General features: G+C 60.3%; 25 protein-coding genes. 12 read left to right on the top strand and 13 right to left on the bottom strand.

Annotation, left to right across the window (positions count from 1 at the left end):
* Positions 1-31 precede the first annotated feature (31 nt).
* Positions 32-1,384, top strand: a complete 1,353-nt coding sequence (locus tag VC35_RS20655; RefSeq protein ID WP_046042277.1) for a GntP family permease — start codon at positions 32-34, stop codon at positions 1,382-1,384.
* Positions 1,385-1,622: 238 nt separating this feature from the next.
* Here VC35_RS20655 and alaC read toward each other — a convergent pair whose 3' ends face one another.
* Positions 1,623-2,840: an alanine transaminase gene (alaC, locus tag VC35_RS20660; RefSeq protein ID WP_046042278.1), complete on the bottom strand. Its 1,218-nt coding sequence runs from the start codon at positions 2,838-2,840 to the stop codon at positions 1,623-1,625.
* A 139-nt stretch (positions 2,841-2,979) separates the two neighbouring features.
* On the opposite strand from alaC, the gene VC35_RS20665 reads away from it, so the two are divergent.
* The 3 genes from VC35_RS20665 to VC35_RS20675 all read left to right on the top strand — a co-directional run bounded on the left by VC35_RS20665 (position 2,980) and on the right by VC35_RS20675 (position 4,782).
* Positions 2,980-3,642 carry a LysE family translocator gene (locus VC35_RS20665; RefSeq protein WP_046042279.1) on the top strand — a complete coding sequence of 221 codons (663 nt, stop codon included), beginning with the start codon at positions 2,980-2,982 and terminating at the stop codon, positions 3,640-3,642.
* 67 nt (positions 3,643-3,709) lie between these two features.
* Entirely contained in the window at positions 3,710-4,195 is a 486-nt protein-coding gene (locus tag VC35_RS20670; protein WP_046042280.1) for a GyrI-like domain-containing protein, read from the top strand.
* Between the two features lie 98 nt (positions 4,196-4,293).
* Positions 4,294-4,782, top strand: a complete 489-nt coding sequence (locus VC35_RS20675; protein WP_046042281.1) for a GNAT family N-acetyltransferase — start codon at positions 4,294-4,296, stop codon at positions 4,780-4,782.
* A 145-nt stretch (positions 4,783-4,927) separates the two neighbouring features.
* Here the strand turns inward: VC35_RS20675 and VC35_RS20680 are convergent, their stop codons facing one another.
* Positions 4,928-5,413 carry a GNAT family N-acetyltransferase gene (locus VC35_RS20680; RefSeq protein ID WP_046042282.1) on the bottom strand — a complete coding sequence of 162 codons (486 nt, stop codon included), beginning with the start codon at positions 5,411-5,413 and terminating at the stop codon, positions 4,928-4,930.
* Positions 5,414-5,554: 141 nt separating this feature from the next.
* Here VC35_RS20680 and VC35_RS20685 point away from each other — a divergent pair, with 141 nt between their 5' ends.
* The 3 genes from VC35_RS20685 (at position 5,555) to VC35_RS20695 (ending at position 7,640) form a co-directional block, all read left to right on the top strand.
* Complete coding sequence (locus VC35_RS20685) at positions 5,555-5,980, top strand: YybH family protein (RefSeq protein WP_046042283.1); 426 nt, start codon at positions 5,555-5,557, stop codon at positions 5,978-5,980.
* Between the two features lie 78 nt (positions 5,981-6,058).
* Positions 6,059-6,403 (top strand): YciI family protein, encoded by a 345-nt coding sequence (locus VC35_RS20690; protein ID WP_046042284.1) that lies wholly within the window; start codon positions 6,059-6,061, stop codon positions 6,401-6,403.
* A gap of 1 nt (position 6,404) precedes the next feature.
* Positions 6,405-7,640, top strand: coding sequence for an RNA polymerase sigma factor (locus VC35_RS20695; RefSeq protein WP_046042285.1), 1,236 nt, complete (start codon positions 6,405-6,407; stop codon positions 7,638-7,640).
* 101 nt (positions 7,641-7,741) lie between these two features.
* Here VC35_RS20695 and VC35_RS20700 read toward each other — a convergent pair whose 3' ends face one another.
* Positions 7,742-8,596: a LysR family transcriptional regulator gene (locus tag VC35_RS20700; RefSeq protein WP_046042286.1), complete on the bottom strand. Its 855-nt coding sequence runs from the start codon at positions 8,594-8,596 to the stop codon at positions 7,742-7,744.
* A 92-nt stretch (positions 8,597-8,688) separates the two neighbouring features.
* On the opposite strand from VC35_RS20700, the gene VC35_RS20705 reads away from it, so the two are divergent.
* Positions 8,689-9,123 (top strand): multidrug/biocide efflux PACE transporter, encoded by a 435-nt coding sequence (locus VC35_RS20705; protein ID WP_046042287.1) that lies wholly within the window; start codon positions 8,689-8,691, stop codon positions 9,121-9,123.
* Positions 9,124-9,177: 54 nt separating this feature from the next.
* On the opposite strand, the gene VC35_RS20710 is transcribed toward VC35_RS20705, so the two are convergent.
* The 3 genes from VC35_RS20710 to VC35_RS20725 all read right to left on the bottom strand — a co-directional run bounded on the left by VC35_RS20710 (position 9,178) and on the right by VC35_RS20725 (position 12,068).
* The gene (locus tag VC35_RS20710) at positions 9,178-10,200 is read right to left on the bottom strand and encodes a transporter (protein ID WP_046042288.1); all 1,023 of its coding nucleotides are present in this window, start codon (positions 10,198-10,200) and stop codon (positions 9,178-9,180) included.
* Between the two features lie 281 nt (positions 10,201-10,481).
* Positions 10,482-10,787, bottom strand: coding sequence for a PepSY domain-containing protein (locus VC35_RS20720; protein WP_046042291.1), 306 nt, complete (start codon positions 10,785-10,787; stop codon positions 10,482-10,484).
* Between the two features lie 153 nt (positions 10,788-10,940).
* Entirely contained in the window at positions 10,941-12,068 is a 1,128-nt protein-coding gene (locus VC35_RS20725) for a glycerophosphodiester phosphodiesterase (RefSeq protein WP_046042293.1), read from the bottom strand.
* A gap of 211 nt (positions 12,069-12,279) precedes the next feature.
* Between VC35_RS20725 and VC35_RS20730 the strand changes: the two genes are divergently transcribed.
* Positions 12,280-12,606, top strand: a complete 327-nt coding sequence (locus tag VC35_RS20730) for a DUF2025 family protein (protein WP_046042374.1) — start codon at positions 12,280-12,282, stop codon at positions 12,604-12,606.
* A gap of 71 nt (positions 12,607-12,677) precedes the next feature.
* Here VC35_RS20730 and VC35_RS20735 read toward each other — a convergent pair whose 3' ends face one another.
* Together VC35_RS20735 and VC35_RS20740 are read right to left on the bottom strand one after the other, a co-directional pair.
* Positions 12,678-13,001, bottom strand: coding sequence for an antibiotic biosynthesis monooxygenase family protein (locus tag VC35_RS20735; protein WP_046042295.1), 324 nt, complete (start codon positions 12,999-13,001; stop codon positions 12,678-12,680).
* Positions 12,998-13,705 (bottom strand): CTP synthase C-terminal region-related (seleno)protein, encoded by a 708-nt coding sequence (locus tag VC35_RS20740; protein ID WP_046042297.1) that lies wholly within the window; start codon positions 13,703-13,705, stop codon positions 12,998-13,000. The genes VC35_RS20735 and VC35_RS20740 overlap by 4 nt, the downstream gene beginning before the upstream one ends.
* Before the next feature lie 15 nt (positions 13,706-13,720).
* On the opposite strand from VC35_RS20740, the gene VC35_RS20745 reads away from it, so the two are divergent.
* Complete coding sequence (locus tag VC35_RS20745) at positions 13,721-14,662, top strand: LysR family transcriptional regulator (protein WP_046042375.1); 942 nt, start codon at positions 13,721-13,723, stop codon at positions 14,660-14,662.
* Positions 14,663-14,668: 6 nt separating this feature from the next.
* Here VC35_RS20745 and VC35_RS20750 read toward each other — a convergent pair whose 3' ends face one another.
* Entirely contained in the window at positions 14,669-15,199 is a 531-nt protein-coding gene (locus VC35_RS20750) for a DUF1003 domain-containing protein (RefSeq protein ID WP_046042298.1), read from the bottom strand.
* A 124-nt stretch (positions 15,200-15,323) separates the two neighbouring features.
* Positions 15,324-15,935 (bottom strand): TetR/AcrR family transcriptional regulator, encoded by a 612-nt coding sequence (locus VC35_RS20755; RefSeq protein WP_046042299.1) that lies wholly within the window; start codon positions 15,933-15,935, stop codon positions 15,324-15,326.
* A gap of 214 nt (positions 15,936-16,149) precedes the next feature.
* On the opposite strand from VC35_RS20755, the gene VC35_RS20760 reads away from it, so the two are divergent.
* Positions 16,150-17,208 (top strand): MBL fold metallo-hydrolase, encoded by a 1,059-nt coding sequence (locus tag VC35_RS20760; RefSeq protein ID WP_046042300.1) that lies wholly within the window; start codon positions 16,150-16,152, stop codon positions 17,206-17,208.
* A gap of 61 nt (positions 17,209-17,269) precedes the next feature.
* On the opposite strand, the gene VC35_RS20765 is transcribed toward VC35_RS20760, so the two are convergent.
* The 3 genes from VC35_RS20765 to VC35_RS20775 all read right to left on the bottom strand — a co-directional run bounded on the left by VC35_RS20765 (position 17,270) and on the right by VC35_RS20775 (position 18,934).
* Positions 17,270-17,521 carry an XRE family transcriptional regulator gene (locus tag VC35_RS20765; protein ID WP_080925349.1) on the bottom strand — a complete coding sequence of 84 codons (252 nt, stop codon included), beginning with the start codon at positions 17,519-17,521 and terminating at the stop codon, positions 17,270-17,272.
* Positions 17,522-17,531: 10 nt separating this feature from the next.
* A complete protein-coding gene (locus VC35_RS20770; RefSeq protein ID WP_046042301.1) occupies positions 17,532-17,849 on the bottom strand; it encodes a helix-turn-helix domain-containing protein in 318 nt (105 codons plus the stop codon).
* Positions 17,850-17,968: 119 nt separating this feature from the next.
* Positions 17,969-18,934 (bottom strand): hypothetical protein, encoded by a 966-nt coding sequence (locus tag VC35_RS20775; RefSeq protein WP_046042302.1) that lies wholly within the window; start codon positions 18,932-18,934, stop codon positions 17,969-17,971.
* 118 nt (positions 18,935-19,052) lie between these two features.
* On the opposite strand from VC35_RS20775, the gene VC35_RS20780 reads away from it, so the two are divergent.
* Positions 19,053-20,828 carry a SulP family inorganic anion transporter gene (locus tag VC35_RS20780; protein ID WP_046042303.1) on the top strand — a complete coding sequence of 592 codons (1,776 nt, stop codon included), beginning with the start codon at positions 19,053-19,055 and terminating at the stop codon, positions 20,826-20,828.
* Positions 20,829-20,839: the final 11 nt, after the last annotated feature.

A 20,839-nucleotide genomic window follows, 5' to 3' on the forward strand; every position in this document is an offset into this window, starting at 1 on the left:
TAATAACAACAACAACCAGGAGACACCCCTAATGTTTGGCATGTCCCACGAGACGTTCCTGCTGCTCGATGCAGTGGTTACGGTGATCGGGCTTATCGTCCTGATCACCAAGTTCAAGTTGCACCCATTCCTCGCACTGATCATCGCCGCAGCCTTCCTCGGGCTGACCTCCGGCATGCCGATCGGCACCATCATCAAGGCGTTCCAGGACGGCTTCGGTGGCGTGCTTGGCTTTGTCGGCATCATCCTCGCGCTGGGCACGATGCTCGGCAAAATGATGGCCGAATCAGGCGGTGCGGATCAGATTGCGCAGACGTTGATCCGCGCCTTCGGCAAGGACAAGGTGCAGTGGGCGATGATGTTCGCCGCGTTCCTGGTCGGCATTCCGCTGTTCTTCGAAATCGGCTTCGTGCTGCTGATTCCGCTGGTGTTCATCGTGGCCCGCCGCACCGGCGTGTCGATCATCAAGATCGGTATCCCGCTGCTGGCCGGTCTGTCCGCCGTTCACGGCCTGGTGCCGCCGCACCCGGGTCCGTTGCTGGCCATCGGCGTGTTCGGTGCCGACATCGGCAAGACCATTCTGTACGGCCTGATCGTTGCGCTGCCAACCGCCATCATCGCTGGCCCGATCTTCGGTACGTTCATTGCCAAGCACATTCCCGGTCATCCGAACCAGGAGCTGGTGGATCAACTGGCACGCGAAACCGATTCGGCTGAACTGCCGAGCTTCGGCATCACGCTGGTGACCGTGCTACTGCCGGTGTTCCTGATGCTGCTGAAAACCTTTGCCGACGTGGTGCTGCCCGATGGCAACATCTTCCGCGCTTTCATGGACCTGATCGGTCACCCGATTTCGGCGTTGCTGCTGGCATTGCTGCTGTCGCTGTATACCTTCGGCTACAAGCAGGGCATCGGTTCCAGCCAAATGATGAAATGGCTGGATGCGAGCCTCGCGCCGACCGCCGCGATCATCCTGATCATCGGTGCCGGTGGTGGCTTCAAGCAGATGCTGGTGACCAGCGGCGTGGGTGACGTGATTGGCCACATGGCGGTGAACGCACAGATCTCGCCGATCCTGCTGGCCTGGCTGGTGGCGGCGGTGATCCGTATCGCGACCGGTTCGGCGACTGTGGCGACCATCACTGGCGCCGGCATCGTGGTGCCGGTGGTGGGGATGATTCCGGGTGTGAACCGTGAGCTGCTGGTGCTGGCCACCGGTGCAGGTTCCCTGATCCTGTCCCACGTCAACGACGCCGGTTTCTGGCTGGTCAAGCAGTACTTCAACATGACCGTGGCCGAAACCTTCAAGACCTGGACCGCGATGGAAACCATCCTCTCCGTGGTTGGCCTGTGCTTCATCCTGCTGTTGTCGCTGTTCGTCTAAGCGATTCGACAGACACAAAAAAACCGCAGCGATGCGGTTTTTTTGTGGGTGAAATAGATCTCTGTCAGTGGATGCATTTTGTGGCGAGGGAGCTTGCTCCCGCTCGGCTGCGAAGCAGTCGTAAACCCGTCAACCGCATCTCTATGGCGAAATGAGGTGCCCGGATTGGGGGCCGCTTCGCAGCCCAGCGGGAGCAAGCTCCCTCGCCACAGGAATGTTGTTGCCACAGGTTTTTGTGTCAGGCGTTGGATTTGTTGACTAGCCCATCCGCCCTGAACATCCCGCGAATCCCGCGCACGGCCTGACGAATCCGGTCCTGGTTTTCGATCAGGGCGAAGCGCACGTGATCATCGCCGTATTCGCCAAACCCGACGCCCGGCGAGACACACACCTTGGCTTCGGCCAGCAGTTTCTTGGCAAACTCCAGCGAGCCCAGGTGCGCATAAGCCTCGGGAATCTTGGCCCAGACGTACATCGAGGCTTTCGGGTTTTCCACCATCCAGCCCAGTTCATGCAGGCCTTTGACCAGCACGTTACGCCGCTGCCGATACTGCTCGGCGATGTCGCGCACGCATTGCTGATCGCCTTCCAGCGCCGCGATGGCCGCGACTTGCAGTGGGGTGAACGTGCCGTAGTCGTGGTAGCTCTTGATTCGCGCCAGAGCGTTGACCAGTTCCGGGTTGCCGACCATGAAGCCAATGCGCCAGCCGGCCATGTTGTAGCTCTTGGACAGGGTGAAAAACTCCACCGCAATGTCCTTGGCCCCCGGCACCTGCATGATCGACGGGGCTTTCCAGCCGTCGTAGACAATGTCGGCGTAGGCCAGGTCGTGCACCACCAGCACATCGTACTGCTTGGCGAGGGCAATGACTCGCTCGAAGAAATCCAGCTCCACGCACTGGGCGGTGGGGTTGGACGGGAAGCCGAGGATCATCATCTTCGGCTTGGGGATCGAGCCGCGAATGGCCCGCTCCAGTTCAGCGAAGAAATCCACGCCCGGCACCAGTGGCACCGACCGCACTTGGGCGCCGGCAATCACCGCGCCGTAGATGTGAATCGGGTAGCTCGGGTTCGGCACCAGTACGGTGTCGCCTTGGTCGAGGGTGGCCAGCATCAAGTGCGCCAGGCCTTCCTTGGAGCCGATGGTGACAATGGCCTCGCTTTCCGGGTCGATGTCGACCGCGTAGCGATCCTTGTACCAGTTGGAAATCGCCCGGCGCAGGCGCGGAATGCCCTTGGAGGTGGAGTAACCGTGGGTGTCTTCGCGCTGGGCGACCTGCACAAGTTTTTCGACGATGTGCGGCGGCGTGGCGCCGTCGGGGTTGCCCATGCTCAAGTCGATGATGTCTTCGCCACGACGACGGGCGGCCATCTTCAGCTCGGCGGTGATGTTGAAAACGTAAGGGGGGAGTCGATCTATGCGCGCAAAGCGGCGCGGCGAACCTTGTTCGGCCATTGTTGCCTCGGATAACGTAAGCGCCCGGAACCGTCCGAGCGACGCTGGTCACTGCGGTGACCTGTGGCGGAATGTAAGGGCAGCTGTGGCAGACTGTCCAGCCTCAATGTAAACAAATTTGTCCGAAGGATAGGGTTCGATGGAATTTACCAGCGGCTTCTTGCTGAGTCTCTCGCTGTGCCTGGATATCGGTGTGGCCAACATCGCGATGATCACCCTGGCCATGCAGCGCGGCTATTTCCAGGGCTTTGCCCTGGGGCTCGGGACCTGCGTCGGCGACCTGATCTACGCGGTACTGGCGCTGGCCGGCATGACCGTGTTGCTGCAGTACGAAAGCGTGCGTTGGGTGTTGTGGATCGGTGGCTCGGCGCTGCTGGTGTACTTCGCAGCGAAGATGATCTATTCGGCGATTCACCACGAGGCGCTGCTGGCCGAGACGGCGGAGGTCGGGAACAATTCCCACCGCAAGGAGTTTTTCCGCGGGATTTTCCTGGCCATGTCTTCGCCCAGCGCGATTCTCTGGTTCGCCGCGGTGGGCGGCACCTTGATCGCCCGTTCCGGTGGCGGTGGCCCGCTCAGCTCGGCACTGTTTCTCGGCGGTTTCCTCTGTGCCGGGCTGCTCTGGTCGGCCGGGCTGTGCTTCGCCGCGAGCCATGGCGGCAAGTTGCTGGGGGACAAGCTGCTGCGTTATTCCTACATGGCATCGGCGGCGATCTTCTGCTATTTCGCGGTCTATGTGATCCTATCGGGTTACAACGAGTTCGTTGGCGCCGCTGCCGTCGAGCAATTGCACGCACTGTAATTGGGCGAATCGGGTTTGGCTTCTATACTCCCAGCCGAACCCATTTTTATGCGTCAGGAGTCGAGTCATGGATGAGTTAGCACGCGTCGAACTGACGCAACCGCGCTTCGAACACGGGCACTTCCTGCTGATTGCAGGGCTGGGCGGACAATTTACCCAGCAAACCACCCAAGGCATTCCCGATCTCTGGGAAAAATTCATCCCGCATATGGGCCACATTCCTGGCCAAAAAGGCGAAGTCACCTACGGCGTCTGCTGCAATTTCGACGGCAAGGGCGGCTTCGACTACATCGCTGGCGTCGAGATCAGCAAGCTCGACGACTTGCCGGAAACCTACCGCTGGGTAGAAGTTCAGCCGCAGCAGTACGTGGTGTTTGAACACAAGGGACCGCTGGACACCCTGCCGCAAACCTTCCAGTACATCCATGGCACGTGGCTGCCGCAGTCCGGCCATGAGCTATTGGCGGCCCCGGAGTTCGAGCGCTACAGCGAAGACTTCAACCCCAAGCTCAACACCGGCAAGCTGGAAATCTGGCTGCCGATCAAGGCGTGATACGTGTATCGAGAGGCGGATCAGCCGATTCGTCTCTCGATGTCCCACGGCGGCTGATTTATCATCCCCAGCCTTTCCCACGCTGATTCCGAGCTGCCATGAACACCGTCATCCGCAACGTCACCCCCGCCGACCTGGACCGCTGCTTTGCCATCGAAACCCTTGCCTATGAAGGGGACGAAGCCGCGACCCGCGAGAAGATCGCCACCCGCATCGCCACCTGGCCCGAGGGTTTTATCGTCGCGGAAGTGGACGGGGTTGTCGCCGGATTCATCAATTCCGGTGCGGCGTTCCAGGTGGAAATGTCGGACGAGGCGTTCAAGGAACTGATCGGCCACGACCCGGCCGGGCCGCACGTGGTGATCATGTCGGTGGTGGTGCACCCGGATTATCAGGGCCAAGGCCTGGCCAAGCGCCTGATGGGCGAGTTCATCGAGCGCATGCGTGGGATGGGCAAGGTCACCATCAACCTGATGTGCAAGGAGCGGCATATTCCGTTGTATGCCGGTTTCGGCTTTGCCTACGTCAAGCCTTCGGCGTCCGACCATGGCGGCATGGCGTGGCATGAGATGGTGCTCGAACTCTGATCCGACGTAGATCCCCTGTAGGAGCGAGCCTGCTCGCGAAGGTGTGTCAGCATAAGTGGTGTCGACTGACACTCCATCGCGAGCAGGCTCGCTCCTACAGGGGGCGGTGTTGTATCAGTAATGTCTGCAAAAAACTAACGCGCAGTCAAAACACCAACCCCATCCGCCGCTCATAACCGATCCGGCCCTTGTACGCCTCGCCGCTGTCGACAAAGCCAAACCTGGCGTACAGGGCGATCGCAGCCTCGTTGTCGGCGTCCACCGACAACTCCAGCCCCCTGATTTCCGGCCAGGCCAGGCGCGCCGCTTCGGGCAGCGCCTGCAGGCAGGCCTTGCCGTAGCCCTTGCCCTGGGCACGTTGGTCGACTTGCAGGGCATGCAGCGTGGCGCTGTGCTCATCGGCCCAGGCCGGCAACACCGGCGGGCGCTTGAGCAGCAGGAAAGCGACAGGCACATCTTCGGCCAGCAGGGCGAACCCCTTGACTCCGGGGCCGGGCTTGGACAACAAGGTGTGCAAGGCGCCGTGGATGTCACCCGAGAACTTGATCTGTTCCGAATGCACTTCAATAGCCTCGACCTGCTGGCGTTGCAGCACATTCAGGCATTCATAAGGCACAAGTCGGGCTGTCACTGGCGTGTCCTGTTTCCAACTGAAAATGAGCCTCGGATTCTAGCGAGTTTGGCTTTATGGTTTATTTTTATTTCGTCTGTCGATTTGCCGGATCGCCGGACGACTAAGGGTGTCTTCCAATAAAAACCACGGAGAACCACCATGAATGCGCAAACCCAGATCCAGAACCTGATCGAAACCTATCGTCAGGCCATGATGGCCAAGGACGTAGATAAAATCATGACCCTGTATGCCGACGACATCGTCTCCTTCGACGCGGTCAAGGCCTTGCAATTCAAGGGCAAAGAGGCGTACCGCGCGCATTGGGAAGATTGCATGAAAATGTGCCCTGGTCCGCACATTTTCGAGTTCCAGGACATCCGCATCGAGGCGTCCCAGGAGATCGCCTTCGCCCATTGGCTGGCCCATTGCGGCGGCACCAACGACAAGGGCGAAACCCAGGCCTGCTGGATGCGCGGCAGTGCGTGCTATCGCCAGGAAGACGGGTTGTGGCAGATCGTCCATGAGCACTGGTCGGCGCCGTTCGACATGATGAGCGGCACCGTCCTGTTCGATCTGAAACCCTGATCGATGTTATTTGTCGGGGCGCCGCGCCAAATGGCCAATCCACGGCCATAGTTGATCCGTTCGAATCAGGAGACGTTCATGAAGTATTTATGCCTGGTCTACAGCGATGAGCACCTGCTGCATTCGCTGCCGGAAAGCCCGAAGGACGAAGAGTGCATGGCCTATGCCGAGTCGATCCAGGGCAGTGGCCGGATGGTCGCCGCCGAGGCGCTGGAGTCGGTACAGACCGCCACTACGGTGCGCATGCGCAACGGCAAGATGTCGATCACCGATGGCCCGTTTGCTGAAACCAAGGAGCAGTTGGCCGGTTTCTACCTGATCGATGCCAGGGACCTCAACGAAGCCATCCAGGTCGCCGGGAACATTCCGGCGGCCCGGGTCGGCAGTGTCGAAGTGCGCCCCGTTCGGCAGTTGAATCCTTAAGATGCCGGGGCTGCCGGTTCAGGCGCAGGTCGAGCGGGTCTATCGCGAAGACTCGCGGCGGATTCTTGCGACTCTGATTCGCTTGCTGGGGGATTTCGACCTCGCCGAAGAGGCCTTGCACGAGGCGTTTTTCATCGCGGTCGAACGCTGGCAGCGTGATGGCGTGCCGGACAATCCGCGGGCCTGGCTGGTGTCCACCGGGCGCTTCAAGGCCATCGATGCCTTGCGCCGGCGCGCGCGTTTTACCGCGTCGCAGCCCTTGTTGATCGCGCAACTGGAGGCGCTGGAACAGGCCAACTGGAGTGATGAGGACGTGGAAGACGATCGCCTGCGGCTGATCTTCACTTGCTGCCACCCGGCCCTGGCGGCCGACGCGCAAGTGCCGCTGACGCTGCGGGAAGTCTGCGACCTGACCACGGAAGAGATCGCCCGGGCCTTTCTCTCGGCCCCGGCCACCATCGCCCAGCGCATCGTGCGCGCCAAGGCGAAGATTCGCGACGCGAAAATCCCTTATCAAGTGCCGACACTCGCCGAGTTACCCGAGCGTTTGGACAGCGTATTGCGGGTGATTTACCTGGTGTTCAACGAGGGGTACTCGGCGTCCATCGGGGCCGAACTGATCCGCGAGGATTTGACCCGCGAAGCGATCCGTCTCGGCCGGTTGCTGGTGGAACTGCTGCCGGAGCCGGAGGTGATGGGCTTGCTGGCGTTGATGCTGCTGCACGAGTCGCGCCGCCCGGCCAGGACCTCGGCGAGCGGCGAGCTGATTGTGCTGGACGAGCAGGACCGTTCGCTGTGGGATGCCGGGTTGATCAGTGAAGGCTGCACGTTGGTCGAGCGGGCGCTGACCATGGGACGATTCGGGCCCTATTGCCTGCAAGCGGCGATCGCGGCGGTACACGCCGAAGCCCCGACGGCGGGGGAAACCGATTGGCCGCAGATTGTCGGTCTGTATGACGTCCTGCTGCGGGCGGTGCCGTCGCCGGTGATCGAGTTGAATCGTGCGGCGGCGATTTCGCAACGCGATGGTCCACTGGCGGGTCTGACGTTGGTCGACGCCATTCTGGAGCGGGGAGAACTGCTCGACTACCACCTGGCGCATTCGGCGCGGGCGCAGTTCTGTCGGCAACTGGGCCGCAAGCAAGAGGCGCGGGCGGCGTGGGAACGGGCGCTGGCGTTGACCCGACAGGAGCCGGAGCGGCGGTTTATCGAAGAGCGGCTCAAGGCACTGGATTGATGCGGCCGTACTGGCCTCATCGCGAGCAAGCTCGCTCCGAAAGGGATTGATGGCGTACTCGATACCTGTGGGAGCGAGCCTGCGCGCGAATGGCCGCGCCGCTATTCCAGCATCTTGCCCAGCAACCAGCTCCCCGCCGGCCCCGGCGGATTCAGACGCGACCACAACGCATCCACCGACACCGTTTTCGGCCAGCCGCGCACCACCAGTTCCCGCAACGTGTCGGGCCCGAACCGCTCGACCAGCCAGCGGGGCAACGGCGCCCAGCCGAATCCGCCCTGGGCCATTTCCAGCAGCATCAGATAACTCGGCGCCGACCAGACGCGGCCCTTCGCCCGACTTTCATAGGGATTGATGATGGTGGCCAGACGCAGCTCGCGGTGCTGCTGCAGTACGTCCCGGTCGACATAGTCCACTGTCGCCAACGGATGTGCCGGGGACACGAACAAGGCGATTTCCGTACGCTCGTCCACTGTCGAGCTGACCAGGTCCGGCGGGTAGCTGTCCTGCATTTCGGCAAAGGCAATCTGCGCTCGTCCGCTTTGCACCAGCGACATCAGGTCATCGCATTCGGCGATCAGGCATTCGAGCTCCAGGTCCGGATAACGTTGCTCGAAGGCACTGAGGGCGGCTTCGAAGCGGTCCGACTGATAGGTGTCGGACAGCGCCACCGTCAGCTTCGCTTCCACCCCTTGCGACAGCTGGCTGGCGGCTATTTCCAGGCGACTGGTGGCAGCCAGGATGTCTTCGGCCCGTTGCAGCATGACGTGCCCGGCCGGGGTCAGGCCGGGTTTGCGGCTGCTGCGGTCGAACAGGGTCAGGTTCAGGTCGATTTCCAGGCTGGCCACCGCCGCGCTGATGGTCGACTGACTGCGGCCCAATTTGCGCGCCGCGGCGGAAAACGAGCCTTGGGTCGCGGCTTCGACAAATGCCAGCAACACTTCGTGAGAGGCCATGAACTATCGCCTTGATCGATGGTTATTGGTTATGAAGTATCGGTGTGATGACGGATCATGGCAACCACACAGTCACTCAAGGGAATTCGGCCATGAGCGCCAACAAATCCATTACTGAACGTATTTTTCAAGCCATCGGCTTCGAACTGCTGGCCATCCTGATCTGTACCCCGTTGCTGGCCTGGATCATGAAGAAACCGATGATGGAAATGGGCATGGTCACCGTCCTCATCGCCGGCCTGGCCCTGGCCTGGAACGTGGTCTTCAACGGTATGTTCGATCGGCTGCTCAAGCGCCTCGCCATCGCACACAACGCCTGGGTCCGCGTGGTGCATGCGCTGTTGTTCGAAGGCGGGCTGGTCGCCCTCGGCGTGCCGCTGATCGCCTGGTGGCTGAATGTCAGCCTGTGGCAAGCGTTCCTGCTGGATATCGGTGTGTTGCTGTTCTTCCTGCCGTACACCTACGTCTACCACTGGGCGTATGACGTGGTTCGGGAGCGGATGCTGGTGACTCGCGAGGTTTGCTAAGTACCGTTTTTGTGGCGAGGGCGCTAGCTTCCTCGCCACAGGGGTTAGCAGACGTTAATAATCCTGCTGCTTGCGAAACGCCCAGCGCCCGGCGATCACGGTAAAGGTCGCGACCAGCGCCACCAGGATCCAGAAACCCTCCGGATCACCGGCCAGCGGAATACCACCGACGTTCATGCCGAAGAAACCGGCGATGATGTTGATCGGCAGCGCCAGCACTGTCACCACCGTCAGGGTGAACAGCGTGCGGTTAGTCTGTTCGTTGATGTTGGCGGCGATCTCTTCCTGCAACAGCTTGATCCGCTCACCCAGCGCCGTGAGGTCGTTGATGATCAGCGCAAACTCCTCGGTGGATTTGCGCAGCTCCTTCACGTCTTCCTTTTGCAGCCATTGCGGCGGCCGGTTGAGCAGGCGCAGCAACGAGCCCGGTTCCAGCGCCAGTAGCCGTTGCAATCGCACCAGCACCCGGCGATTGGCGCCCAGTTCGGCGCGGTTGGTCGACAACCGCGAGGACAGCAATTGGTCTTCGATTTGATCCACGCTCTGGCTGGTCTTGCGCACGATCTGGGTCAGCACTTCACCCTGGTCGCGCAGCAAGTGCACCAACAGCTCCAACGGGGAGCGAAAGCACTCCCGGGCCTTCACCGACGAGCGCAATTTGTCCACCGAGTGCAGCGGTTGCAGGCGTGCGCTGATGATCAATTGGCTGCGGGCGCACACCCACAGGGTCGATACATCCGAGGAGACAATGTTGCTGAGGTTGAACACCACGTCGTTGACCACCGCCAGCAGCGCGGAGTCGACATGCTCGATGCGCGTCGAGCGCGAGCCTTCGTGCAGCGCTTCGAAAAATTCCTCGGGCAATTCCAGATGGCTTTTCATCCAGCGCTCGCACGCGGCGTGGGCGAGGTTCAGGTGCAGCCAGAGAAACTGCTCGTCGCTCTCCGGCTGTTGCAGGTACTGCAAGGCCTCGGCGGAATTGATTTCCCGACCGGCCTCACCGGGGCGAAAACTGAAACCGTAAAGCAGGCCGAACAGATCCGTGTCGCGATGGCTTTGATCGATGCTGTGGTTCATGAGGACTCGCAAGGGGAGGCGCCTGTCACGTGTTTTACAGGTTCACTTGAGCGGCATCATCGCAAGCGGGGGTGACGCTTTTGTGACGCTACACATGGCTGCGTACCGGGTTGCTTACCGAGTCGGTACACAGTCGATCTCAAGTGCGGGCATGGGGGTGATGATGACGTGGTGAACATCAGCCCTATTGGAGTCAGACCATGGTCAGGATCTGGACCTGAATCCCGAAAACGCAAAAGCCGCACGATGTTCCCATCGTGCGGCTTTTGTCTGTTTCGGGATTACTTGTCCTGTTTGTTTTCCAGGACCTTGCCGTTGGAGGCATCGATTTCCACATCCCACTCGACGTTCTTGGCGTCACGCAGTTCGATTTCGTACTCGTAACCGTTGAAGTGGTTGTCCAGCTCGGTCTTGGTAATCGTTGCACCCGGGTGCAGATCCAGCGCGATCTTGTTCAGGTCTTCCAGTGGCTTGATCTTGCCGTCCTTGACCAGTTGCGGGATCTGATCGACCCGCACATCGGCTTGGGCCAGGCCGGCGGTGAGCGTCAGGGTTGCAGCGGTAAACAAAGCAGTCAGAGTCTTCATGGGCTTCTTTCCTTGGGTGATTCGTTCAAGTGAGATCAGGTTACCTTGTGTAACTTAATCCACCCTTAAAACCCCCGACATGTCCTGCATCAACCCTCTGAGGGAGTGAGCCTGCCCGCGATGCAGGCACCTCGGTGTCATGCCAGGCAAGGCTCAATAGCCGTTGTTCTTCAACACTTGATCGACACTCGCCGCGGCCGGGCGTTTATAGAACTTCAACAACTCACTGGCACGATTGGTGAAGATGCCGTCGACACCGGCGTCCATGACTTTCCGGTAGTCCACCGCATCGTCGATGGTGTAGACGTGCACCAGCAGGCCCTGGTCGTGGGTGTACCGGTTCATCCAGGGTTGCACCAGATCCGAGTAACTCTGGTCGCCACCCTGGGTCAGAGCGGCGGACGGGCCAGTGCCAATGGCGCCCTGGGCCTTGGCGTAGTCGACCCAGTTCTGGAATTCGGCTTTGTCCTTCGGTTGCTGTCTGGCGTAGTAAGCGGCTTTATCCTTTTCGCCGGACTCGGCAAATGTCACCTTGGACTTGGGCTCGATACTGCCTTCGCCGACCCACAACAGCAGGATTTTCGGCACCTTCGGCATCTCCTTTTGCAGCAGTTCGAGGCTGCTCTTCTCGAAGGTCTGCAGGACTACCTTGCCTTTGCCCTGGCCGACCGCCAGCTCGCTTTTTGCCAGTTTCGAAGCGGTCGGGCTCAGCCAGCCCCGGTCCTGAAGTTTTTCCCTGAGGTCGTGTTCGATGCCGGGAAACTGCTTGGGCTCCTTGGTCTCGATATACAGGCCGGGCTTGTGCAGGCTGTTGCCCTCGGCGATGTCGATGATTTCATCAAGGGTCAGAATCTTCAGACCCGCGAAGGCCTGACGTGCGCGATCCGGGTACGCGGCATTGAACCAGCTGCCCGCGTCCAGGGTTTTCAGTTCGGCCATGGTGAACGCATTGGCGGGGCTGTCCTTGCGCTCGGGGAATTTTGTCGCGACGTCGGTGGTGCGTTGCAGATTGTTGTCGTGCAGGGCAAACAGCACGCCATCCTTGCTGCGCTGCAGGTCCAGTTCCAGGTAGTCGGCGCCCAGGTCGCGGGCAGTCTTGTAGGCGGCGGCGGTGGATTCCGGCGCATCAAACGACGCGCCACGGTGGGCGATCACCGCTGGATGCGGAATGCCCAAACGGGTCGCGAGTGCCGAGGGGGCGGGTTCGCTGGCGGCCTGTGCGTGACCGAGGCCGAGCAACAGGCTCAGTAACAGGGCGCTTTTGGTAAAGGTTGCGGGCATGGTCGAGATCCTTTCGCAATAAGTGAGCGGTCCCTTTTAACAACTCATCTTTGCAGGCGCTATCGTCAGACCGACATAAACCTGTCTAAAGCTGATTTTCGTCAGCGTTTTTGTGCGCCCGTTTGCAGTACGCTGGGGCCCTGCAATTTCCCCGGCAGAGGGAAACGCAGGCCCTGCGTGCAAACCAATGATCACCATTGCGGGGTTTACCATGCGCATCACTTCCCAGCTCATCTGCCAGGCTGCCGACCAACTCAAAGGCTTCGTCGGCCTCAACCGCAAGACCGGGCACTACATCGTGCGCTTCAGCGAAGACTCGTTTGGCATGGACGTGGCGGACGACGGCATCATCCCGACCAGCGAATTCGTCTGGGCCGCGGGGCCCGAGCAGACCATGATGCTCAAGCGCGAATTGATTCAGTTGCTGCTGGACCAGAACATCGATGACCGGATCAACATCACCGAGCCTTTGCGGGTGTACATGAACCGGCGTGAAGTGCCGGAGATTTCGGCGGTTCGCAGTTTGGTTCGGGGCTGAGTTTTTGCACTGACTGTTCTGGCCTCTTCGCGGGCTTGCCCGCGAAGACGGCCTAAATAACACCCCATCATTTACAGACTGAACCCGTAAGCCCGCTCAACCCGGCACACCCGCGTATGACACCGCGCATACCAGGTCGAGCGCCCACGCTCGCGAATCGCACTGTGCTCAGGATGAAGCTTCCACGCCAGAATCGCCGCTTCACTGGCCCAGTACGACACCGTAATCCCAAGCCCATCCTCGCCCCGAGCCGATTCCACGCCGAGAAACCCCGGCTGTTCACGGGCCAGTTCCAGCATCCGTGCGGCCGCTTCGGCGTAACCCTGGTCACCCTCGGTGCGCAGTGAGGTGAAGATCACTGCGTAATAAGGCGCAGCTGGTGTATCGGCGATCATGACGAGTGCCCCGCACAGGCTTCGACAAAGGCGCCAACCAACGGCGGCAAGACGCCTTTGAGCGCAGCCCGCTCGGGCTGGAACAAGGTCGCGACAAAAAACGGATGACCGCTGAGTTCGACCGCGCGCAGTCCGTGTTCCGAATCGTGGCCGACGGCGTGAAGTTCGCGCTTGAGCAGCTCCCCCTCGAATTGCGGGTTCACACCATAACGACAGCGATAGCCTTCCCGAATCTCGGTGTTTTCGTACGCCTGGGCGAGCATCGAACCCTCAAGCAAATGAATCGTATCGACCGCTTCCACCAGCGCGCACGACAGCGGCGTCAGCAGTGCCCGTGCTGCATCGGGATTTGTCTCGCCGTGTTCGGCATCCGACCAGCCCAGCACGTTGCGCGCATATTCCAGCACCGCGTGTTGAAAACCACCGCAGGTGCCGAGGAAAGGTCGCCGCTGTTCGCGAGCAAAGCGAATCGCCAGCAATGCACCGTCCATGCTCCGGTAAGGGCTGGCCGGCACACACCAGAAACCGTCGAATGTGTGCAACGGTGTCTCGGCGTGGATTTCATCGGTGGCCAGCCATTGCCATTGCACGTTCAGGCCACTGTGTTCAGCGGCCTGTTCGAGGGCGACGGGAATGGCCTGGTGGGCGGTGACTTGCGGGTCGTAGTCGCCGATCAGGGCGATGCGAATCGGGCGGGTTTCCATGTGGGGCCTCTGCACTTGTTGATTGCTGGTGCCCACTATAGATTGGCGTTCACGCACTCAATATTGGCGTTTTCCCAAGTGATCAATGCAGCAACGCACTATCGACTGGACTACCCCGACCTGGCCCTGATCCTCGCGCTGGTGCGCGGCGGCTCTCTGGCCCGGGCTGCGCAACTGCTGAAGGTGGATGTCTCGACGGTGTTTCGAGCGGTGCGCCGGCTGGAGGCTGCGCTGGGTCAGCAACTGTTCGAAAAAAGCCGCGCCGGTTACCTGCCCACCACCCTGGCGCAGTCCCTGGCGGAACAGGCCGAGCGCGCTGAGCAGGCGCTGGAGGCGGCGCGCATCGGTGTGGAGCAGGGCGGTGAAGTGATCAGCGGCGTCGTGCGCCTGACCTGTACCGATTCGGTCCTGCAAGGTTTGCTGTTGCCGGCGCTGGCGCAGTTCATGCCGAACTATCCTGCGCTGACCCTCGAACTCAGCACATCCAATGATTTTGCCAACCTCAGCCGTCGAGATGCCGATATCGCCCTGCGCCTGACCCGCACGCCACCGGAGCATCTGGTGGGACGGCGGCTGGCGGATATTTCCTACCGCGTGTGCGCCAGCGAGCGATACCTGCAATCGGTCAATAGCACTGACCTGGCCTTATTGACCTGGATCGCCCCGGATGACTTCCTGCCTGATCACCCGACCGTTACCTGGCGTCGCCAAGCCTTGCCGGGCGTAACGCCGGGCTATCGCTGCAACAGCATGCTGTCGGTGACCGAGTTGGTCAGGGCGGGGCTGGGTGTAGCGGCGTTGCCGGACTTTTTGATCGGCGACGGATTACAGCCGCTGAGCGAACCGTTGCGTGGATACGACACCGCGCTGTGGCTGCTGACCCGTCCCGACTGCCGCGCCTTGCGCTCGGTGGTCACCTTGTTCGATGAGTTGGGGCGGGCGCTGAAACTGCCGTGAAACTGTTCAGGTCTTGGGCTCATCCTTGCGCACGAAGTGCTGGTGCATTTCCGTGGTCAGGTTTTCGATGCGCTCGGTGAGGGCCTTGGTCATCTCCGTGAGCCGGGTGTTCTGCTCAAGCAACTCCAGCAGTTGCGCGGTGTTTTTCGCGGCTTGTGCCTGTCGCTCACTGTTGGCGGTCGCCAGCGCTTCGCGGTGCTGCGCATCGGCATCGGATTGGGCTTTGTCCCGTGCGGCCTGACGCGTCTGGGCCAACAGAATCAATGGCGCGGCATAGGCCGATTGCAGGCTGAAGGCCAGGTTGAGCAGGATGAACGGGTACACATCGAAGTGGGTGAAACCGGACACGTTGAGGCATACCCAGGCGACCACGATCAGCGTTTGTGCACCGAGAAAAGTCGGTGTGCCGAAGAACCGCGCAAAGGCTTCGGCGCGCAGGGCAAACTTGTCATTGCCAAAGGTCGGTGCCAGGTGGGCATGAGGGCGATGGAAACGCAGGTGATCGACGTGGGGGGCGGTTTCGTGGCTGGTGGTCATGATGCTCTCTGTCTGGCGCTGGGACTGAAGCTCACTATAGCCTCAGCGCCGGTTTCATTCTGAAACACATCGCACATTCAAATCAGAGCCATCAATCCGTCGCCACCACCGTCGAACTTGTCATTTATTGCAACTGATAGCAGGCCAGAAACATGTCCAGCGCGGACTCGGCCACCTGGTGTTGTTCTTCCGGTGACAAGCCAGGCTTGCCCATGGAAATCTGCGGCCAGAAGGCAAACGACTTGAGCAGCCCCTGCACCTGTTGTGCGGCAAAATCAGGGGCAATGGCTTTCAACCGACCATCGGCCTGAGCGGCACGAATCCAAACCGTCAGCCCTTCTTCGCGTTCGCCCATTCGCGCCACCATATCCTGCGCCCGCTCCGGGGAATGAATCGTCGCCGCTATCGCCACCCGCGCCAGGTCGAGAAAATTGTCATCGCCCAACATTTGCAGCTTGGCCATGAGCAATCCGCGCAATTGCTCGCGCAATGGCAGGTCGGGACGGTAGGCCGTTTCCTGTTCTGCCGTCACCCGGATCCATAACTGATTGAGGATCTCGGCGAACAACTCTTCTTTGCTGGGAAAGTGGTTGTACACCGTGCGCTTCGACACCCCGGCAGTGGCAGCAATCTTGTCCATGCTGGTGATCTCGAAACCGTTGTCACGGAATTCGTTGATCGCGGCTTGAATGATCGCTTGGCGTTTTCGGTCGGTGAGGCGCTGTGGAGCTGTCATAAGTACGCTTCGGCAGGGAGAAGGGGGAATTACACTCAGCAGTTTACTTGTCATCGACTTTGATGCAACCTAGAAACTACACTGTGCAGTGTAATGTTTTGTTAATCCTGCCCAGCAAAAATAGAAAGTCCGGCTGATGCGTGCGTGCCTTGGCCATTTATCGTCCCAAAGCGGAAAATCGCGTCATGCGCGGTTTTTCTGGAGTCATTCAGTTATGGCCAATTCAAACTCCCCGGCGGACAACGCCTCCACACCTGAAGCGTCCCGACAGGCTCAAGGGCAGTATCAAAACTTCACACCGGTTCAACGTTTAAGCTTTGGCAAAACCATGGGCATCCTGTGGAACGCGCTGTTCCACAAACCGCAAAACACCCGCCCAAGTGCACCCGTCCCGGTGCAAGCCCTGACTCAAGCCGCGCTGATCGCTGCGCCGAACCACAGTGTCTATCGCCTGGGCCACTCCACAGTGTTGCTCAAGCTGCGCGACAAATTCTGGATCACCGACCCGGTCTTCGCCGAGCGTGCCTCGCCCGTGCAATGGGCCGGCCCCAAGCGATTCCACCAGCCACCGATCAGCCTGGAACAATTGCCACCGATCGAAGCGGTGATCCTGTCCCACGACCACTACGACCACCTGGATTACCAGGCTGTGCTGAAGCTCGCGGACAAGACCAAACACTTCCTTACCCCATTGGGCGTAGGCGACACCCTGATCAAGTGGGGCATCGACGCCAGCAAAGTCCGCCAACTGGATTGGTGGCAAGGCACGGAAGTCGATGGCATCCAGTTCATCGCCACCCCGTCGCAGCACTTTTCCGGCCGTGGCCTGTTCGACAGCAACAGCACCCTCTGGGCCTCGTGGGTGATGATCGACGGCGACACACGCATTTTCTTCAGCGGTGACAGCGGCTACTTCGACGGCTTCAAACGCATCGGCGAACAGTACGGCCCATTCGACCTGACCCTGATGGAAACCGGTGCCTACAACGTCGACTGGCCGCACGTGCACATGCAACCCGAACAAACCCTGCAAGCCCACCTCGACCTCAAGGGCCGCTGGCTACTGCCGATCCACAACGGCACCTTCGACCTGTCGATGCACGCCTGGTACGAACCCTTCGATCGCATCCTGGCCCTGGCCTGGGAACGCAACGTGTCGATCACCACACCGCAGATGGGAGAAGCGTTCAACTTGATGCATCCTCGGCGTGGTGGGGCGTGGTGGCTGGCGGTGGAAGGGGAGAGTGATCGGGTGGTGGTGCAGAACGCGTAAAGTTGTGGTCTCGGCCGGTCTGCGGACCGGCTTGGGAGCTCAACTAAATCAGTTAGCCACGCTAGTTCTTTAACTGCTCAAGGAACCCCGAGATCTTTTCCACGCTCAGGTCGCGAAACTTCCCTCGCAGTATTTCGTTTAGTTCTTCGGCAGACAATCCGAGCTTCTGCGCAGCATCAGTCTTACTCAATCGACCGCTTTCCAGCAGTAGGCCGATCTTCATAACGCATTCAGATTTGGCTCGCATATCACCAGCATCGGGAATGCCCAGTGCCTGATAAACGCAGTTTTCGCCATCGTCGATTTCGTTCATCTGTTGATCCTCACTCCACCATCGCAAAATCCGCCCGACCAACCGGATTCGGCGTCGACCCCTTCACATTCATCCCTCGACCCGGCGCAAACCCCGGGAAGAACACCAACCCTTCCGATTCGAACCGATAGGCCAGCGCCAGGCGAGTGACATCCAGCACCTCCTGGCGGGCCTCGAAGCGTTGAATGGCATCCACCGAGACCCGGGATTCCCGCGACAGCTCTTGCACACTCCAGCCCAGCATCGCTCGGGCCTGGGCGCAGTGGGCCGGGGTGAATTGGAAGAGGGCGATACGTTCCAGGGTGATTTTCATCGCTTGAGAGGCCATGGTGTTCTCCGGGCTCGAGAGTGTTGGTCAAAATATACTGTGTTTTTGTACAGTTGTTTTGAGCCCGGATCAAACGCATTTTTTGATTTTTCTTTTCAGCCAGACGAATGGCACTGCGCTTATTTGCCCACCAACCCCGGCGCTTCCCGCACAATAAAGTGATCCAGGTTTTCAATGTTGGCGCTGAACACCCCGAACGTCTGCTCGGGGTTTTTCTTGCTCGGCACCTGCTTCAGCTCAGGCGTCACCCCATAAAAGAAGCAGTAAAGCTCCCGCCCGCTCTCGATGGCGTGCTTGATCTCCTCCAGGAACGCCTTGCGCTTGCGGTAGCTGTCGATGAGTTTTTTGCTCAGGTAGACATTGACCGAGTAAGGCTTCTTCTCGAACCAGACCTTCTTCTCGAAGTCGATGCGAAAGCTCTGGGTGTAGTCCTTGATCACCTTGACCTTGCCCCAGTAAATCAGCCCCTTGTTGTCTTGCAGGTACTCGATCTTCTTGAAAAACGATCCGTAAGGCGCGGTGTGCTCGCCAATCTTCAGCGGCACGCGCTTGAGCAAGTCCTTGTCGTCGAAATTCGACACGAAACACTCCACCGGATGGGCAAAGACGCTGGTCTTGTCCGGGGCCGATTCCCTACTCGGTTGTTCGATATTGCTAGCCGCCTTACGCGCCAATGGCTCATCCCGAACCTCATCGGCAATCACCACCGGGCTGGACGGCTTACGCACATACTCACGCCGAGTCAGTAACAATTCCGACGGGAAATTTTCCTCGCGGCTGTCATCCGTTTCCGCCTCGTCCACACCCGACGCCGGCGTCTTCAAGCTGACATAAGGACACCCCTCGACATGCCGCGTACTCGGCAGGTTCTTGAAGTGCGGCGTGCGCACATAGTTCACATTCTTGGCGTTGAACGTGCCCAGCTCATTGGTGGCATCGAACGCCAGGCGACAGGCATCGTTGGGGCACTGGAAGTGTTCCCTGACGGAGTCGAAATCCATCATTTCGTCGAAATTCAGATCCCGCACGTCGTAGATCGACAACTTGTCGTTGAGGCTGAGGCAATAGGCGAGGTCGAATTTCATGTCGGCTTCCAAATCCTTTAGATGAACAGCTTCCAGTGATGGCGCATTCGAAGCAATAGCTACACTGAGATCACTTCGATATCCCGGAGTTTGCACAGTCCATCAAAGAGCGCGGTTCATGAGCCAAACAGATGCTTCGCCCCCGCTCCCGGAGCCGGGCCGGATAGCCCGCCGGGATGAACAGACCGGTTGGCGCCGTTGGCTACCGGGGCTGGGCATGCTGCGCGAATACCAATGGGCATGGTTGCGTTACGACCTCGTGGCCGGCCTGGTGCTGACCACGATGCTGGTGCCCGTCGGTATCGCCTATGCGGTGGCATCGGGCGTGCCCGGCATTTATGGCCTCTATGCGACCATCGTTCCGCTGCTGTTCTATGCCTTGTTCGGCCCCAGCCGCATTCTGGTGATGGGGCCGGATTCTTCCCTGGTGGCGGTCATCCTTGCCGTGATCATTCCACTCTCCGGCGGCGACCCGCAGCGTGCCGTCGCCCTGGCGGGGATGATGGCGATCGTCTCGGGAGCGGTGTGTATCCTGGCCGGTATGGCGCGCCTGGGTTTTATCACCGAGCTTCTGTCCAAACCGATCCGCTACGGCTACATGAACGGCATCGCACTGACCGTATTGATCAGCCAGTTGCCCAAGCTGTTCGGCTTTTCGATCGAATCCGACGGCCCATTGAGAAACATATGGGCCATCGCCTCGGCGGTGATGGAGGGAAAAGTCAACTGGACCACCTTCACGGTGGGCGGGCTCACCCTGGCGGCGATCCTGCTGCTCAAAAGATGGCCGCGGTTGCCGGGCATCCTGATCGCCGTGGTTGGCGCGACGGTCGCGGTGGGAGTGCTCGACCTTGCGACACGCGCCGGCGTGAAGGTCCTCGGTTCGCTCCCCCAAGGCTTGCCCGGTTTCGCCATCCCCTGGATCACCAGCGCCGACATCGTCCCGGTGTTGATCGGCGGTTGCGCCGTCGCACTCGTCTCGTTCGCCGACACCAGCGTGCTCTCCCGTGTCTATGCGGCGAGGACCCGAACCTACGTCAACCCGAACCAGGAAATGGTGGGCCTCGGCATCGCCAACCTGGCGGCCGGTTTTTTCCAAGGCTTCCCGATCAGCAGCAGCTCGTCACGCACGCCCGTGGCCGAGGCCGCCGGCGCCAAAACCCAACTGACCGGCGTCGTCGGCGCACTGGCGGTTGCCTTGCTGCTGCTGGTGGCACCGAACCTGCTGCAACATCTACCGTCCAGCGCCCTGGCGGCGGTCGTGATCGCCTCGGCCATTGGCCTGATCGAGATCGCCGACCTGCGGCGGATCTATCGCATCCAGCGCTGGGAATGCTGGCTATCGATCGTCTGCACGGTCGGCGTGGCCGTGTTCGGCGCGATCGAGGGCATCGGCCTGGCCATCGTGATTGCGATCGTTGAATTCCTCTGGGATGCGTGGCGCCCGTACTCCGCGGTATTGGGCCGCGCCGACGGGGTCAAGGGCTACCACGACATCAAACGCTACCCCGACGCGAGCCTGATCCCCGGCCTGGTCCTGTTTCGCTGGGATGCACCCTTGTTCTTCGCCAACGCCGAGCTGTTCAGCGACCGCGTGCTGGACGCCGTGGCGGCATCGCCCACGCCCGTGCGCTGGCTGGTGGTCGCCGCAGAACCGGTCACCAGCGTCGACGTGACCTCCGCCGACATGCTGGCCGAACTGGACGATACCCTGCACGCGGCGGGTATCGAGTTGTGCATTGCCGAGATGAAAGACCCGGTCAAGGACAAACTCAAGCGGTTCGGGTTGTTTGCGCGGTTGGGGGAGACGGCGTTTTTTCCTACGATTGGGACGGCTGTGGATAGTTATGTGGCGAACTATCAGCGGGAAGATGAAGGGAACCGATTGCCGTGAAACCCACGAGA

Source organism: Pseudomonas fluorescens, from assembly GCF_000967965.1.
GTDB lineage: Bacteria > Pseudomonadota > Gammaproteobacteria > Pseudomonadales > Pseudomonadaceae > Aquipseudomonas > Aquipseudomonas grandcourensis.

What these genes read in the sequence shown, in the direction of transcription:
- VC35_RS20655 (WP_046042277.1), top strand. Translation starts at nt 32, where the DNA reads ATGTTTGGCATGTCCCACGAGACGTTCCTGCTGCTCGATGCAGTGGTT.
- alaC (WP_046042278.1), bottom strand. Translation starts at nt 2,840, where the DNA reads ATGGCCGAACAAGGTTCGCCGCGCCGCTTTGCGCGCATAGATCGACTC.
- VC35_RS20665 (WP_046042279.1), top strand. Translation starts at nt 2,980, where the DNA reads ATGGAATTTACCAGCGGCTTCTTGCTGAGTCTCTCGCTGTGCCTGGAT.
- VC35_RS20670 (WP_046042280.1), top strand. Translation starts at nt 3,710, where the DNA reads ATGGATGAGTTAGCACGCGTCGAACTGACGCAACCGCGCTTCGAACAC.
- VC35_RS20675 (WP_046042281.1), top strand. Translation starts at nt 4,294, where the DNA reads ATGAACACCGTCATCCGCAACGTCACCCCCGCCGACCTGGACCGCTGC.
- VC35_RS20685 (WP_046042283.1), top strand. Translation starts at nt 5,555, where the DNA reads ATGAATGCGCAAACCCAGATCCAGAACCTGATCGAAACCTATCGTCAG.
- VC35_RS20690 (WP_046042284.1), top strand. Translation starts at nt 6,059, where the DNA reads ATGAAGTATTTATGCCTGGTCTACAGCGATGAGCACCTGCTGCATTCG.
- VC35_RS20695 (WP_046042285.1), top strand. Translation starts at nt 6,405, where the DNA reads ATGCCGGGGCTGCCGGTTCAGGCGCAGGTCGAGCGGGTCTATCGCGAA.
- VC35_RS20700 (WP_046042286.1), bottom strand. Translation starts at nt 8,596, where the DNA reads ATGGCCTCTCACGAAGTGTTGCTGGCATTTGTCGAAGCCGCGACCCAA.
- VC35_RS20705 (WP_046042287.1), top strand. Translation starts at nt 8,689, where the DNA reads ATGAGCGCCAACAAATCCATTACTGAACGTATTTTTCAAGCCATCGGC.
- VC35_RS20710 (WP_046042288.1), bottom strand. Translation starts at nt 10,200, where the DNA reads ATGAACCACAGCATCGATCAAAGCCATCGCGACACGGATCTGTTCGGC.
- VC35_RS20720 (WP_046042291.1), bottom strand. Translation starts at nt 10,787, where the DNA reads ATGAAGACTCTGACTGCTTTGTTTACCGCTGCAACCCTGACGCTCACC.
- VC35_RS20725 (WP_046042293.1), bottom strand. Translation starts at nt 12,068, where the DNA reads ATGCCCGCAACCTTTACCAAAAGCGCCCTGTTACTGAGCCTGTTGCTC.
- VC35_RS20730 (WP_046042374.1), top strand. Translation starts at nt 12,280, where the DNA reads ATGCGCATCACTTCCCAGCTCATCTGCCAGGCTGCCGACCAACTCAAA.
- VC35_RS20735 (WP_046042295.1), bottom strand. Translation starts at nt 13,001, where the DNA reads ATGATCGCCGATACACCAGCTGCGCCTTATTACGCAGTGATCTTCACC.
- VC35_RS20740 (WP_046042297.1), bottom strand. Translation starts at nt 13,705, where the DNA reads ATGGAAACCCGCCCGATTCGCATCGCCCTGATCGGCGACTACGACCCG.
- VC35_RS20750 (WP_046042298.1), bottom strand. Translation starts at nt 15,199, where the DNA reads ATGACCACCAGCCACGAAACCGCCCCCCACGTCGATCACCTGCGTTTC.
- VC35_RS20755 (WP_046042299.1), bottom strand. Translation starts at nt 15,935, where the DNA reads ATGACAGCTCCACAGCGCCTCACCGACCGAAAACGCCAAGCGATCATT.
- VC35_RS20760 (WP_046042300.1), top strand. Translation starts at nt 16,150, where the DNA reads ATGGCCAATTCAAACTCCCCGGCGGACAACGCCTCCACACCTGAAGCG.
- VC35_RS20765 (WP_080925349.1), bottom strand. Translation starts at nt 17,521, where the DNA reads ATGAACGAAATCGACGATGGCGAAAACTGCGTTTATCAGGCACTGGGC.
- VC35_RS20770 (WP_046042301.1), bottom strand. Translation starts at nt 17,849, where the DNA reads ATGGCCTCTCAAGCGATGAAAATCACCCTGGAACGTATCGCCCTCTTC.
- VC35_RS20775 (WP_046042302.1), bottom strand. Translation starts at nt 18,934, where the DNA reads ATGAAATTCGACCTCGCCTATTGCCTCAGCCTCAACGACAAGTTGTCG.
- VC35_RS20780 (WP_046042303.1), top strand. Translation starts at nt 19,053, where the DNA reads ATGAGCCAAACAGATGCTTCGCCCCCGCTCCCGGAGCCGGGCCGGATA.